Below are 13327 nucleotides of genomic sequence, written 5' to 3' on the forward strand. Positions count from 1 at the left end.
ACCATGTTTAATTAGTTAACCGTTCAACAAGCTCTACTCGCCTATTAAGCTGACGACCTAAGTCGTTTTTATTGGTTGCAGCAGGTGCATAGGGCCCTACTCCATAGCCTGTTAAGCGCGATTCTTTAATACCGTATTGACCCACAAGTGCTTTAACAACGGCTTTGGCACGCTTGGATGACAGCGTTAAGTTATACTCAGGACTACCTTTATCATCGGTGTGGCCAACCACGTACAGGTTTAAACGTTTATTTTTATTTAAAACATCAGCAATCACTTTTAATGATTCCGCTGACTCAGGCTTAATATCTGCTTTGTCGTAATCAAAGAAAATACCATAAATAGCCGCTTTCCCTTTTTGCTCTAGCTGCTTTAATACCTGATCGGGGTTTGTTTTAACTAGGCCCTCTTGTAATGGCTCAGTTCGAATAACAACAAGTTGAACACGCGTGTTACCTTGGTAATTACCAACAAAAAAACCGACATACGTTGTTTGATTCTCTACTGTACTTTTCATCAGCTGATAGCGAGGCTGTCGGTGATAGTTGTACACCTGTTTTATTGCTATATGATCGCCGAGCGCTTGTATTGCTTTTCTGTCCTTGCCACAGGTTTGGTGCTCACAACTAAACACCGTTTCAAAGCCTTCTTTCGTCAATGCTGACACATAGTTGTGATAAATTTTAAGTGTTGATACTTGCCTAATTACATAGGTAATGCGGGTAATGTCCCCTGTCACTTTTTCAACAGGTAATTGTTTAGTGTTTGTATCGAATGCACCAACTGGCAACGAAAACTCTTCATAGTCAATCTGTTCATATGATTCGATATAACTACCAAGGTAACGGCTTAATAATGGGTGATCTTTAGAGCCTCTTTCATCATCTTTTGCTGCTTTAGCTACGTTGTTATTTTGCTGTTTTGCAAAGCCAGCTGCATCCGCTTTAATTAACCCTGTTTCAATCTCTTTTACTGCCACGGAAGAAACCATAACACGGGTTTTATTCTGATATTGACCAGCAAAAACCGCCACTGCAAAGTCTGGGGCTTCACCTTTCGTTGCATAAACATAATAAGGTTTACGGTGGTAATTATATGGATTGAAATAGCTCACTGTGTCAGCAAAATCACTGCTTGTACCACATGATTCAAGTTCACATGAGTAAGCTATTTTAAAGCCGTCTGCCACGAGTGCTGCTTTATAGTTTTCAATCACTTTAAGGGTAGCCACATTCTTAATTTCATATAAATTATGACTAACATCACCAATATGCTCGATATAACTAAAGCGATTTGCTGTTTTTTGGGTCATATCAAATTGGCTCACCAATTTAGTTTGCTCGCCTGCTAAATTGATTGAGCTTTCAAGTTCACTGTTTGGGTAAGGTGAAATAAGGGGCTTTGCCGAGATTGAATAGCTAAAAATGGCCGTTAGTAATACTAAGGCTTTCGAAAATGTTTTCACTTTGAGTCCTTTTTAAAATATCCATGTACCTGATTTAGACTATGCCAAAATTTACTTTTTAATTCAAAGTTTGATTTACCCCCCTTTAAAAATAAATAGATACCCCAAGGTCTTTAGTTAACGACAAAAATTACCCAATAGATAGAAGGAGTTTGAAATGAAAACCTTAATCATAGGTGCTAGTGGGCAAATCGGTAAAATGACCACTCAAAAAATGCTGAGCGAAGGCAATGATGTGGTGGCACTGGTTCGTGATAAAAACAAGCTAGCCAATATTGACCACAATAATTTAACCATTGTTGAGCAAGACCTTGAAAACGACTTTAGTCGTGCATTTGAGGGAATAGAGCAAGTGATTTTTAGTGCGGGTTCAGGTGGCGCAACGGGTGCAGACAAAACACTACTCATTGATTTATGGGCCGCAGTTAAAGCTATAAATTATGCCGTGGATGCCAAAGTGAATCATTTTATTATGGTGAGCTCAATTGGCGCAGATGCACCAGACAACATCGAAAGCAGCATTAAGCCCTATTTAGTAGCTAAACACATGGCTGATCAACACCTCATACAAAGTGGGCTAAATCACACCATTTTAAGACCAGGTACGTTGCTAGATGATAAGGCCACAGGAGTGTTTACAACAACCCGACCAGCGACACGTCAAGACGCTGTTATTAATCGTGAAGACGTTGCCGATGCGTTAGTCTATATCGCGACTAAAGAGTCTAAAAGCTCACAGGTTTTTGAGCTATTTAATGGCGATAAATCACTAAGTGAATTACCTGCTTTTAATTAAGTGCGTAGCTTATTCCTTGCCAAGCAAGTTGCAGGGAAAGCACAGTTAACACTAAACGAAAAATCTTTTTAAATTTGTCGGACGAAATACGGTGCAATAATTTTAGGCCAAGCCATGTGCCTATTGCACCGCTTAAAATCATTAATATCACCAAAGGTAGCCATTGCCAAAATGCAAAGCCTACCGCACCGTATAAAATCGCTTTTAGCGTGTGCTGAACCGTCATACAGCTTGAAAAAGTGGCTGTAAACTTAAGCTTATCGTAATTATTCACGTATAAACAACTACCAACCAGTGGGCCACTTGCTCCCACAAACATCGAAGTAAAGCTTGTCCAAAGCCCTGCAAACACTCGCCATAGTTTTGATGTTTCTCTCAGTTTTGGGGTTACGCCCCAAAGTAAATACAACACAAACACAGCCACAACAATCTTCATTAGCTCTAGCGGGATCGATGTCACAATAGACGATGCCACTAACGCGCCCAATACACCGCCTAATGAAAAGTATATAAACATCGCTGCATCAATATGTTTAAAGGTAAATAAAAAGCGATTCGCATTAGAACCTAGCTGCACTAAACCATGTACAGGGATCACCACCCCCATAGGTAGCATTGACGCCATAATCACTAGCAACATTAACCCACCACCCGCACCAAACGCAGCGGAGATCATCGATGTAAAGCCGGCTACAACAATCAATACAATTGTGCTGATCGGACTTAATAACTCACCACCTAATAATTCCCAACTCATTAATTCCATTACGTCGCTTTATTATGTTATTTGATTCAAAACTAACATGCCCGACTAAGTTAAACGACTCTTTAAACACCTACCTAGACTAAAAGGTAATCAATTTAAATACATACAACTGGTCGGACTAGAGGTTTATTTTCATCTGCTGATGGTATATAACTAAGCACACTCAAAGATAAAATAGAAAGCATCCTGCATGGAATTAATGAACGTTAAAACACAAGGTTCTGTGGCCATACTCACCATGACCGCAGGTGAAAATCGTCACAACCCTGCTTTTGCAGAGGCATTTTTAAACTGCCTAAATGACATTGAAGCCAACCCTGCACACAAAGCACTGGTTATTACTTCAAATGATGAGAAATCATGGAGCCTAGGCATAGACACAGACTGGCTAATGCCCGCTCTAAAAGCACAAAAGCTAGACGAAGTGAGTGGCTTTATGCACGCAATGGATGCAGTATTTAAGCGTTTATTACTATTTCCGATGCCGGTAATTGCCGCCATCAATGGGCATGCGTTTGGCAACGGCGCTATATTAGCCTGCGCGTGTGATTTTAGATTTATGCAAAGCAACCGTGGTTTTTTCTGCTTTCCAGAAGTTGATTTATCAATTCCGTTTTTACCAGGCATGCTCGCCTTTATTAAAAAAGCCATTCCACACTATCGTTTTAACGAAATGATGCTCACAGGCCGCCGAGTAACCGCATGCGAACTTGCAAAAGATCATATAATCGAACAAGCCTGCGCAGACAGCGACAGCTTATTTAATACCGCCCTTGAATTTGCCAGCCAATTTGATAAAAAACGCGCTATTTTTGCCGAGCACAAAAAACGCCTACACAAACACATCATCGACACCATAGAGATAGAAAACAAACCGATTATTGATGCCGTTCAGTTGGTTGTGTGATGCTTATAAGAGAGCCTCTAAACTATCAAGTTTAGAGGTTTTTATGCAATAAAAAAGGCCGCTCTGAGAGCAGCCTTTTCATATTTGGTGGAGCTGGGGGGATTTGAACCCCCGTCCGAAAAGCCTCGACCTTTGGTACTACATGCTTAGTATCGTCTTTTAGTTAACCTTTACAGCTCGGACGAACACGATCTGCAAAGGCGAGGCCGCTTAGTTTTAGCGCTTCAACCCCGGCCAGGGTTTCCATCGCGATCTTGTGTAGGGTGACACTTCAGAACCGGGCCCACAAGAATGCGCCGGAGAAGTGCTAGCGGGCTATTATGCCGCTAGAGCGTAGTTATCGTCGTTTGCGATTACTTTAGATTGCGGCTTTTTTACGAGGCCAACCGCACCTCGACATGCACCTCGGGCGTCTTGAATTCCGTCGAATCCTAATCAGCCCCTGAATTTGATATCTCATTCAGAGTGTAGGTGCAGTATAACTGAGTAATCTATTTATACTCAAGGCATTAATCAGGATATTTTTGCTAGGCAACTTTGAATGATGAAAAATCCAGCAGGAAAAGTCAGTTTTTATACAAAATTTCACATTTGGCGCATACAAGTTCTTAACATAATACTAAAGTTGTGCTCAAATAGGCCTGTTGTTACCTCATATAAAAAATAATTCCGTAGCAACGAACAATAATAATAACAGGCCTTTTTTCAGGACTCCCCAAATGTCGATGTTTACGTTCGATGAGCAAAGTGGATATGTCTCTTTGCTTGAGCACCCGCGTGATGCTGGTTTTCCGGTGACCAGTTCGCAGCTTTTAGAGCTGTTCGAACAATCTTCTTATGCTGAGTTTGAGCTAATAGACGCAAATATAGGCAAATTATTCACACCAAGTAGCCAACATAATACTCACTCACTTGTCATTGCCAAAGCGGTAGACGCGTCAATAGCAATTAGTGTTGATGAAAAAAATATGGTTGCAGAAGCCAGTTTAACAACAGCCAAAGGTGGAAAAATAATCAGCATGGACGATGCCCAAGCCGCTTTGGCCGAGGCAGGTGTAGAAAAAGGGGTAAGCCTTCGTGCTCTTGATACCTTTTTAGGGCAGCAATTTAAGCAACCTGCAGGTGCAGATTACAGTGCAATTGTTGCCCACGGTCGTATGCCTAAAGATGGCAACGATGCAAAATTCGTTCGGCTATGCCCTACTGCACAAGATAGAGTGTTGAGCCCACAAGCTAAGTCTGGCGGAAAGGTCGATATGCGTGATTTAGGCGCCATTATTACAGTAAACCCTGGTACGCCGCTTATGCAGCGTATTCCAGCGACCGCTGGTGAGAATGGTTTCACTGTTTGTGGTGATGTGTTACCAGCCTCTGCGGGTAAAGACTTCCCCCTTGAGCCCTTTGAAGGCACCCGTATTGACCCTATCAACAGTAATATGTTGATTGCTGACTCTAAAGGTGTGCCTGTTGCGCTTCCTCGTGGTATGCGCGTCGATGATGTTTTATGTTTTCATCATGTTGATGTTAGCACAGGTCACGTTGATTTTGATGGCAGCGTCATCATAAGTGGTGACGTTAAAGATGGTATGCGTGTTAAAGCAACGGGCGATATCACCGTATTAGGCTTTGTGGAGTCAGCCACCATTGAGAGTAAAAGCGAAATCACTATTATGTTAGGGGCAATAGGTCGCAAGCGCGAAAATAACGAAGCCTTTACGTGCAATATTGAGGCTGTACGCACAATTTCAATTGGTTACGCGCAATACTGTCATATAAAAAGTTCTCAAGATCTGTTTATCGAACGTCAAGCATTACATTGCGATTTAAGTGCTCGCAGGCTCATTCGTGTTGGTAAGGCAAATAATCCGCGCGGTAAAATTATTGGTGGTAACATTTTAGATGCAATGCGTATTGAAACTGGTGAACTGGGTGCGCCCTCGGGTACAAAAACCCGTGTTTTCATCGCTCAGTATTGGCATGACTTAAGGCAAAAACAGCAACAAATCAGTGATTTTGAAAAGTTACTGGCAACTAAGGCCAGTGCCCTTCAACAAGCTCGTAAAAAAGCTAACAAAATACCTGATGCCGCTCAACGCGAACACTACATCAATAAAATAACAGCAAGTGAGCAACAAATTAAAATAAAAACGGCCAATACAAAGAAAAAGAAACAATTGGTAAAGCTTAAAATTGCCCGCTTACTGGCCACTAGTCGTTTAAAGGTCAATGAGCTTATGCACCCGGGTGTCGAGCTAAAAATAGCCCAGGAGAGTAAACAGTTTTCACGTATTTACCCACCTAGTTTGATGCGCTATTTAGAAGGTAAAATTACTCAGACGTTTTAGTCTCTTGTTCGGCCGTATCGGCTTGCTCTGGTAACGGCCAACCACCTAATTGCTGCCAGCGATTGACGATTAAACAAAATAATTCTGCGGTGCGCTCTGTATCGTAAAGGGCTGAATGAGCTTGTTTATTGTCAAACTCAATACCCGCTGCGCGGCATGCTTTCGCTAACACAGTTTGACCCAGTGCTAACCCCGCCAATGAGGTCGTATCAAAGCTCACAAATGGATGAAATGGGGTGCGCTTAATTTTACATCGTTCAATCGCAGCATTTAAAAAACCATGGTCAAATGCCGCATTATGTGCAACAACAACTGAACGCTGGCAACCCGCGGCCTTTTGCGCCTTGCGAACAGCTTTACAAATTTCTTTTATTGCTTCTTCTTCAGGCACAGCACCACGTAATGCAGAGAATGGCTCAATACCATTGAATTCAATAGCAGCTTGTTCAATGTTTGCTCCTTCAAATGGCGCAACATGAAAGTGTAATGTATGGTCAATACTTAATACGCCATCGTCATCCATCTTTAAAATCGAGGCGGCGATTTCTAATAGCGCATCGGTGTCTTTATTAAAACCTGCCGTTTCAACATCAATCACAACGGGAAAAAAGCCACGAAAGCGTTTTGCGAAAAGAGTTTGTTCAGTATTTTCCATAGTCTTCTTGGTTTGCCTGTGTAAGCTGGTTATTATGTCAAAAACCAAGGGGGCTCTGCTAGAGCAAATATGATGAAATAGCAGATTCTCACTGCGTTTTTAGGCACAGTACTTGCTTTATATTTATCGACTCCCCTCATTAACTCAGCTTTTGGGGTGTTAAAGCAATAAAATGCCAAATAGTTGGCATTAATGATCAGTTGGAGAATACCTGTGATGAAGCCTTCATTACTTTCTTTAAATTTAAGCCTTTTAACCTTGCTCGCCAGTGTGCATGCTACTGGTGCCATGCGTGAGTATGCAGCAACTGCCGATACCTCAAACTGGCAAATGGTTAAAACGTCGCGTCTTGAATGCCAACTAAATCATGAAGTTCCCTATTATGGCGAAGCCATTTTCAGTACAGCTGCCAGTAAAAATAAAGATGTAAATTTTAATCTTGATATGGTGGTACGCCCAGATAATTATAGTATTGCAGGTTTAAAAGCGGTTCCGCCTCGTTGGCGAGCAGGATTGCCCGCCCGCGATATTGCAAATATGAAGCTGTTGCGTAAGTTTGATGGCGAGCTCGGAAATAAAACAGCATGGGAAATGCTTACAGAGCTTGAAAAAGGCTACCAACCTACCTTTTACTACCAAGATTGGCAAAATACTGCCGACAAAATTGCCGTTGGCCTATCAAGTGTTAACTTTAAGCAAGCTTATTGGGCGTTTTTACAATGCCGCGATTCTATGTTGCCATACAGCTTTGAAGATATTTCGTTCACGGTTATGAACTACGAACCAAATACCAGTAAGCTAACTAAAGCCTCACAAAAACGATTAGAGAAAATTGCCGAGTACCTAAAACACGATACTGGCATTGCTTCTATTTCAATTTCATCATACACAGACAGTTACGGCGGTCGTTGGAACAACCTTGAGCTGTCTAAAAAGCGTGCCAAAGCGATTAAAGAGTACATTGTTGCTTTGGGTATCGATGAAAGCAAAGTCGATACCGAGGGCTATGGCGAAAAACGTCATGTTGCGAGCAATGACAACATTTTAGACCGTAATAAAAACCGTCGTTTAGTTATTCAAATCGCAAAAATATGATAGCCATTATTCGGCTATCACTCCCCTACCCCAAGCCTACTGGCTTTACACGCTTAATGCGTTTTAGCCACTTATCTCCAAACTGAAAACAAGCAAGGCTCAACATAATAATGGTTGCACCGACAATAAGTGCGTGATCTATTGTTTCATTATTAAGTATTCCACCAATGGCAATTGCAAAACTAGGCGTAATAAGGGTAGTTAGTGCCACCGTACTAGCGTTTAACTTTTGCAATACATGAAAATAAGCTAATGCGCCAATGAGCGACCCAAAGACACCCAAATAAATAATTGAATACAACGATTTTGCACTCCACATATGGCTATTAAACTGCCCATCAACAACTAACCATGTAATAAAAAATAAAGGAGTTACAAAAACTAAAGCACCAAACGTTGTCGCCATCGGATGAATCGCTATTTTAACCCGCTTGATCATTACACCACTCAAGCTAAAAAAACATACCGCCATGAAAACATATAACAGACCACTAAACTGCTCTACGCCCCCCTGAATATGACGCTGACTGACTAAAAACAGCCCTATTAATGCACACCCTAAGGAGGCGAGTTTTATGCCACTGAATTTAGGTTCGTTAAGGATTTTTTGGGCTAGTAGCCCAGATAAAATAGGCGCCAAACCAAACATCAAAGAAATTAACCCTGATGGAACAGTTTTAGCTGCCATGTAGCTAAGTAGCATACCGCCAAAAATACCGATACTCGAATAGCCGTACAAAAATAACGCACGACGGTGCCAAGGCACACGAATATTAGCCACGGCAACCACGAAAGCAGCCAGCACTAACCCCACCAGCATACGTAATAGTACTGCTAAGGTAGGAGCAACAGTTTCACTACTCCAAACAATACCTAATGGGGTTGTAGACCAAATAACCACCATGAAAAAATATGAGGCTTTTACAGGCACACGCTTATTCCTTTAAGAGGCGAAAAAAGCGGAAGAAAATTAGAGAGAATAACCAACCGCTTTGAACGCGGTTAGTAATATTTACTTTATTAACCGCAGAGCATAACTGACCACACGACTGACGTTAGCAGGCGCGAATTACAATTATTTGGTCGGTTATTTAGCTGCATCATAATTATCAAAAGTAAATTGAAGAACATTAAGAATCCGACTAAATGATGGTTTTGTCAATACGTGTTGATAAACTTTATTGAATAAAATTCAGCCACCAACTCACACTAGGTTTGCACTTGTAAATCATAAGTTACATTTAATTTCTTTGATTTATAACAAAACTATTTAAGTTTTATGAAACAAGTTATATCTTGCTTGCCTCTCACGAAGTTTAAGGGGCAAGAAGTGCTTAAAAATAAAACAATCGGCAGCATGTTAATTGTTGCTGGCACCACCATAGGTGCAGGGATGCTGGCATTGCCCATCGCCTCCGCAGGGCTTGGTTTCACAACAGCGTTATCACTCATACTCATTACATGGGCTTTAATGACCTACACCGCACTACTTATGCTGGAGTTGCATCAGTATGCCGACAGAGACGCCACACTCAACACACTCGCAAAGTCTTGGCTGGGCAAGCGAGGACAGTGGGTGGCTAATTTTTCAGTTATGTTTTTATTCTATGCGTTATGTGCCGCGTATATCGCAGGAGGCGGTGCGCAACTACAAGAGAAACTCAACAATGGTCTATCAATGTCTTTAGCACCACAAGTTGGCTCGGTAGTATTGGCAATTGTGATTGGCACGGTTGTCACGCTTGGCACCAGTAAGGTCGATAAGCTTAATCGCGTGCTGTTTACCATCAAAGTATGTGTGTTAGCGAGCTTGTTTTATATGCTTACGCCTTATGTTCATGGTCAGCATTTACTCGAAATGCCGCTTGAGCAAGGCCTGATTCTATCTGCTATTCCTGTGGTGTTTACCTCATTTGGTTTTCATGGCTCTATTCCGTCTATTGTGAAATACGTGGGCTTAGATATTAAAACACTGCGTAAAGTAATGATTGCAGGTGCTGCTCTGCCCCTTGTTATTTATATTTTCTGGCAACTTTTAAGCCAAGGAATGATGAGTCAAAGTGATTTACTGCAAAGCCAGGGATTGCCTGGGTTTGTAAGTAGTGTTGCAAGCATTGCACACAGCCCTCACGTAGCGACGGCTGTTAACATTTTTGCAGACTTAGCACTGGCGACCTCTTTTCTTGGGGTAAGCTTAGGCCTATTTGATTTTTTTGCAGACACCTTCAAAAAAGGTGACGGCAGTAAAGATAGAATTAAAACCGCATTAATTACCTTTTTACCGCCTTTGGGGTTTGCCTTATTTTATCCTCAAGGTTTTATTATGGCGCTAGGCTATGCCGCCATTGCATTAGTGATCTTAGCCGTATTTTTACCTGTTGCTATGGTTTATAAACAACGCCGCAGTCACTCTAATACGGGATATCAAGTTAAGGGCGGAAATATAGGTTTAGTATTAGCTGCATTATTTGGTGTGTTGATTATCAGTGCTCAAGGCGCGCAAATGGCGGGACTTATTCCAGCTATTGGTTAAACAAGCCAATTTCAACTAAAAGCACCCGAGGGTGCTTTTTACTGTATGTTGTAAACCATGAAACGAGCTAAAACACCATGGCCTTACCGCGACCAGATGCTTCAGAGGCAGCATCTAGCTTACCTTCTGTGTTAATAATGACATGCATATCACCAAAGCGACGTTCATTGAGTGTATAGCCCATTTTCTCAAGCGCTTTTACTACACTTGGCTCAAAACCGCTATGATGCCTAATCACATTCTTTGGCCATAATTGATGATGGAATCGTGGGCTATTTACGACTTGCTCTGCAGACATATTAAACTCAACAGCATTTAAAATAGACTCGTAAACTGAACTAATAATAGTTGTACCACCTGGAGAGCCCGTCACCATTTTAACTTTATTATTTTTTAATAGCATGGTTGGTGTCATTGAGCTTAGCATGCGTTTATGAGGCTGGATCTCGTTTGCTTCTCCGCCTAGAGCACCAAACACATTCATCACTCCAGGCTTGGCGCTAAAGTCGTCCATTTCGTCATTCAAGATAAACCCAGCCCCAGAGACAACGACTCCGCTACCAAAACTTAAATTTATTGTCGTAGTATTCGCAACCGCATTCCCCCACTTGTCCATAATAGAAAAATGCGTGGTTTGCTCACTTTCATGAAGCCCAGGTTTAATATTCTCGGTCGTGGAAATTGCATCAGGGCGAATGGTACTTGCACGTTTTGCAAGGTAACTATCGGCTAATAAAGCTGTTTTTGGTACGTCATAAAAGTCTGGATCACCTAAGTACTCTGCACGGTCAGCAAAAACACGTTTACCTACCTCAGAAAGTATGTGTACATAAGTGGTTGAGTTATGCGCAAGCGGCTCTTTAGGTTTGGCAAGGTCATACATTTTCAACCATTGCAAAATAGCAATACCACCAGAGCTTGGCGGCGGCGATGTTAATACTTCAAAGTCACGCCATTTGCCCTTTATAGGTGTGCGAGACTTTGCTTGATACGCTTTTAAATCTTGCTCGGTAATGATCCCCCCATGTTGCTTCATAAAGCTTGCAATAATTTTAGCCGTTTCCCCCTCATAAAATCCGGCTTTACCTTGGTCACGAATGCGCTTTAAGGTTGCCGCTAATTCTGGTTGTTTAAAAAGCTTATCGGCTTTTGCATCGGCAAAATAATCAGCAAAATTAACCTTAACCGATTTTTTCGCCATGCGTGCAATATAGCGCTCGATACTCCCTGCAAGCTTTGGATGAACAATAAACCCGTCTTCAGCGAGCTTTAGTGCAGGCTCAACTAAAGCCCTCCATTCTAGCGTGCCATGCTTCTGGTGTGCTAACCACATACCCGCCACACTACCGGGAACGCCACTTGCATGAATACCATACACAGACATGTTATCAATCACATTACCTTTTTCATCAAGATACATATCGCGATGAGCCCCTGCCGGTGCTGTTTCACGGTAGTCGATAAAGTCCCCTTTGCCTTCTTTTTGGATCAGCATAAAGCCGCCGCCGCCAATATTTCCTGCCTCTGGTAGAGTAACAGCTAGTACAAACTGAGCAGCAATGGCGGCATCTACAGCATTTCCCCCTTGCTCTAAAATGGTTCGTGCAGTTTCACTGCTGTAGCTGTCAGGCATGGCAACCGCTGCTTGTTTAGCAAACAACGATGTGTGAAAAAACAACACGGTAGCTACACATAACCCAGCCGCATACTTAGTTAAATTTGGCATGACACTTCCTTTTTGATTTTATTTTAAGCATTAATACATGCCAGAGCATGCAAATCAATGAGTTGCGCTCAAAGGCGCTAATTGCTCTTTTGAGCATGAATAAAGCACTGCGGGTAACTCGCCGTGCTCATCACTATGTTGGTATTCTTTTACAAAACTAAGGCCCAGTTTTTTCATTACGTTTATTGAACCTAGGTTATCCTTTAATGCTGTTGCAGACAGGGATTTGACCTCTTTAAACTGGCTTACTGAGTGTGCAACAGCAAGTGCAGCTTCTGATGCGTAACCTTTGCCCCAGCTTATTTGTTTAAATCGCCAACCAATCTCTAGGTCACTATAATCAGGCTGTTCAAAAAAGCCCATGGGTCTCACTAGCACCCACCCTATAAACGTATTACTTTGAGTGATATTCACTTGCCACAACCCCCATCCTTTTTGTTCATTACGATAGGCATTCAAACGTGGAATAAATATGTCTTTAATCGATTGCAACGAGGAGGTCTTGCCTCGTGTTAAATACTTCATAACATCAGGGTCGTTATCAAGCTCATAAAGTAGCTGCGCATCATTTTCATTCATTAACCTAAAACTCAGACGCTCTGTTCTAGCTATGTTCATTTTTAATTGCTTATACTTATTTGAATGTTCATGAACCATTAGAGGAAAATATGAATAAATTAGCAAGCTTAGTTTTATTAGGTTGTGTAGCCTTAACAGGTTGCGAAGATGCCAACGAAGCTAAAAAGGACGCTGCCGAAGCTAAAGAAGAAGTAAAACAAGCACTAAACGATGCGTGGGATGAAGTAAAAGATACCACCAATGAGTTTAATGATGAATCTTTACAAGAGCTTTTGGAAGAAAGTAAAAAGATGGGCTTAAACATGTATGATGACGGTAAAGAAATTGCCATTGATGCATGGATTGAGAGCAAAGAAGCTGCTGGCGAGCTATCAGAAAAAACGAAGCAAAAAGCAAGAGAACTTGCTGAAGAGCTTAGAGAAGCACGTGAAAAACGTGAACAAGAAAGCAATAATTAATA

At 41.7% G+C, this 13327-nt stretch carries 12 protein-coding genes and 1 other RNA gene; 6 read left to right on the forward strand and 7 right to left on the reverse strand.

The window, feature by feature from the left end:
• Positions 1 to 7: 7 nt before the first annotated feature.
• Entirely contained in the window at positions 8 to 1465 is a 1458-nt protein-coding gene (locus tag NYF15_RS09315; protein WP_371353387.1) for an OmpA family protein, read from the reverse strand.
• Positions 1466 to 1622: 157 nt separating this feature from the next.
• Here NYF15_RS09315 and NYF15_RS09320 point away from each other — a divergent pair, with 157 nt between their 5' ends.
• The gene (locus NYF15_RS09320; RefSeq protein WP_371353388.1) at positions 1623 to 2261 is read left to right on the forward strand and encodes an SDR family oxidoreductase; all 639 of its coding nucleotides are present in this window, start codon (positions 1623 to 1625) and stop codon (positions 2259 to 2261) included.
• Here the strand turns inward: NYF15_RS09320 and NYF15_RS09325 are convergent.
• Complete coding sequence (locus NYF15_RS09325; RefSeq protein ID WP_193988940.1) at positions 2254 to 3018, reverse strand: sulfite exporter TauE/SafE family protein; 765 nt, start codon at positions 3016 to 3018, stop codon at positions 2254 to 2256. The genes NYF15_RS09320 and NYF15_RS09325 overlap by 8 nt on opposite strands.
• Positions 3019 to 3217: 199 nt before the next feature.
• On the opposite strand from NYF15_RS09325, the gene NYF15_RS09330 reads away from it, so the two are divergent.
• A complete protein-coding gene (locus NYF15_RS09330) occupies positions 3218 to 3934 on the forward strand; it encodes an enoyl-CoA hydratase/isomerase family protein (protein WP_371353389.1) in 717 nt (238 codons plus the stop codon).
• Positions 3935 to 4019: 85 nt separating this feature from the next.
• Here the strand turns inward: NYF15_RS09330 and ssrA are convergent.
• Positions 4020 to 4377, reverse strand: a transfer-messenger RNA (tmRNA) gene (gene ssrA, locus NYF15_RS09335).
• Between the two features lie 276 nt (positions 4378 to 4653).
• Between ssrA and NYF15_RS09340 the strand changes: the two genes are divergently transcribed.
• Positions 4654 to 6279, forward strand: a complete 1626-nt coding sequence (locus tag NYF15_RS09340) for a DUF342 domain-containing protein (RefSeq protein WP_371353390.1) — start codon at positions 4654 to 4656, stop codon at positions 6277 to 6279.
• On the opposite strand, the gene rnt is transcribed toward NYF15_RS09340, so the two are convergent.
• A complete protein-coding gene (rnt, locus tag NYF15_RS09345) occupies positions 6263 to 6934 on the reverse strand; it encodes a ribonuclease T (protein WP_130151302.1) in 672 nt (223 codons plus the stop codon). The genes NYF15_RS09340 and rnt overlap by 17 nt on opposite strands.
• A gap of 216 nt (positions 6935 to 7150) precedes the next feature.
• Here rnt and NYF15_RS09350 point away from each other — a divergent pair, with 216 nt between their 5' ends.
• Positions 7151 to 8029, forward strand: a complete 879-nt coding sequence (locus NYF15_RS09350; protein ID WP_371353616.1) for an OmpA family protein — start codon at positions 7151 to 7153, stop codon at positions 8027 to 8029.
• A gap of 25 nt (positions 8030 to 8054) precedes the next feature.
• On the opposite strand, the gene NYF15_RS09355 is transcribed toward NYF15_RS09350, so the two are convergent.
• The gene (locus NYF15_RS09355; protein ID WP_371353391.1) at positions 8055 to 8960 is read right to left on the reverse strand and encodes a DMT family transporter; all 906 of its coding nucleotides are present in this window, start codon (positions 8958 to 8960) and stop codon (positions 8055 to 8057) included.
• 399 nt (positions 8961 to 9359) lie between these two features.
• On the opposite strand from NYF15_RS09355, the gene tyrP reads away from it, so the two are divergent.
• Positions 9360 to 10562 (forward strand): tyrosine transporter TyrP, encoded by a 1203-nt coding sequence (tyrP, locus tag NYF15_RS09360; RefSeq protein WP_205989555.1) that lies wholly within the window; start codon positions 9360 to 9362, stop codon positions 10560 to 10562.
• Positions 10563 to 10629: 67 nt separating this feature from the next.
• Here tyrP and ggt read toward each other — a convergent pair whose 3' ends face one another.
• Both ggt and NYF15_RS09370 read right to left on the reverse strand, forming a co-directional pair.
• Complete coding sequence (gene ggt, locus NYF15_RS09365; protein WP_371353392.1) at positions 10630 to 12288, reverse strand: gamma-glutamyltransferase; 1659 nt, start codon at positions 12286 to 12288, stop codon at positions 10630 to 10632.
• 54 nt (positions 12289 to 12342) lie between these two features.
• Entirely contained in the window at positions 12343 to 12906 is a 564-nt protein-coding gene (locus NYF15_RS09370) for a GNAT family N-acetyltransferase (RefSeq protein ID WP_371353393.1), read from the reverse strand.
• A gap of 50 nt (positions 12907 to 12956) precedes the next feature.
• Here NYF15_RS09370 and NYF15_RS09375 point away from each other — a divergent pair, with 50 nt between their 5' ends.
• The gene (locus NYF15_RS09375) at positions 12957 to 13325 is read left to right on the forward strand and encodes a hypothetical protein (protein ID WP_062570582.1); all 369 of its coding nucleotides are present in this window, start codon (positions 12957 to 12959) and stop codon (positions 13323 to 13325) included.
• Positions 13326 to 13327 lie beyond the last annotated feature (2 nt).

Source organism: Pseudoalteromonas sp. 68 DY56-GL68 (genome assembly GCF_041414825.1).
Classification (GTDB): domain Bacteria; phylum Pseudomonadota; class Gammaproteobacteria; order Enterobacterales; family Alteromonadaceae; genus Pseudoalteromonas.

Coding starts and splice junctions, on each gene's coding strand:
- NYF15_RS09320 (WP_371353388.1), top strand. CDS start 1,623: ATGAAAACCTTAATCATAGGTGCTAGTGGGCAAATCGGTAAAATGACC.
- ggt (WP_371353392.1), bottom strand. CDS start 12,288: ATGCCAAATTTAACTAAGTATGCGGCTGGGTTATGTGTAGCTACCGTG.
- NYF15_RS09330 (WP_371353389.1), top strand. CDS start 3,218: ATGGAATTAATGAACGTTAAAACACAAGGTTCTGTGGCCATACTCACC.
- NYF15_RS09375 (WP_062570582.1), top strand. CDS start 12,957: ATGAATAAATTAGCAAGCTTAGTTTTATTAGGTTGTGTAGCCTTAACA.
- rnt (WP_130151302.1), bottom strand. CDS start 6,934: ATGGAAAATACTGAACAAACTCTTTTCGCAAAACGCTTTCGTGGCTTT.
- NYF15_RS09350 (WP_371353616.1), top strand. CDS start 7,151: ATGAAGCCTTCATTACTTTCTTTAAATTTAAGCCTTTTAACCTTGCTC.
- NYF15_RS09340 (WP_371353390.1), top strand. CDS start 4,654: ATGTCGATGTTTACGTTCGATGAGCAAAGTGGATATGTCTCTTTGCTT.
- NYF15_RS09370 (WP_371353393.1), bottom strand. CDS start 12,906: ATGAACATAGCTAGAACAGAGCGTCTGAGTTTTAGGTTAATGAATGAA.
- NYF15_RS09325 (WP_193988940.1), bottom strand. CDS start 3,018: ATGAGTTGGGAATTATTAGGTGGTGAGTTATTAAGTCCGATCAGCACA.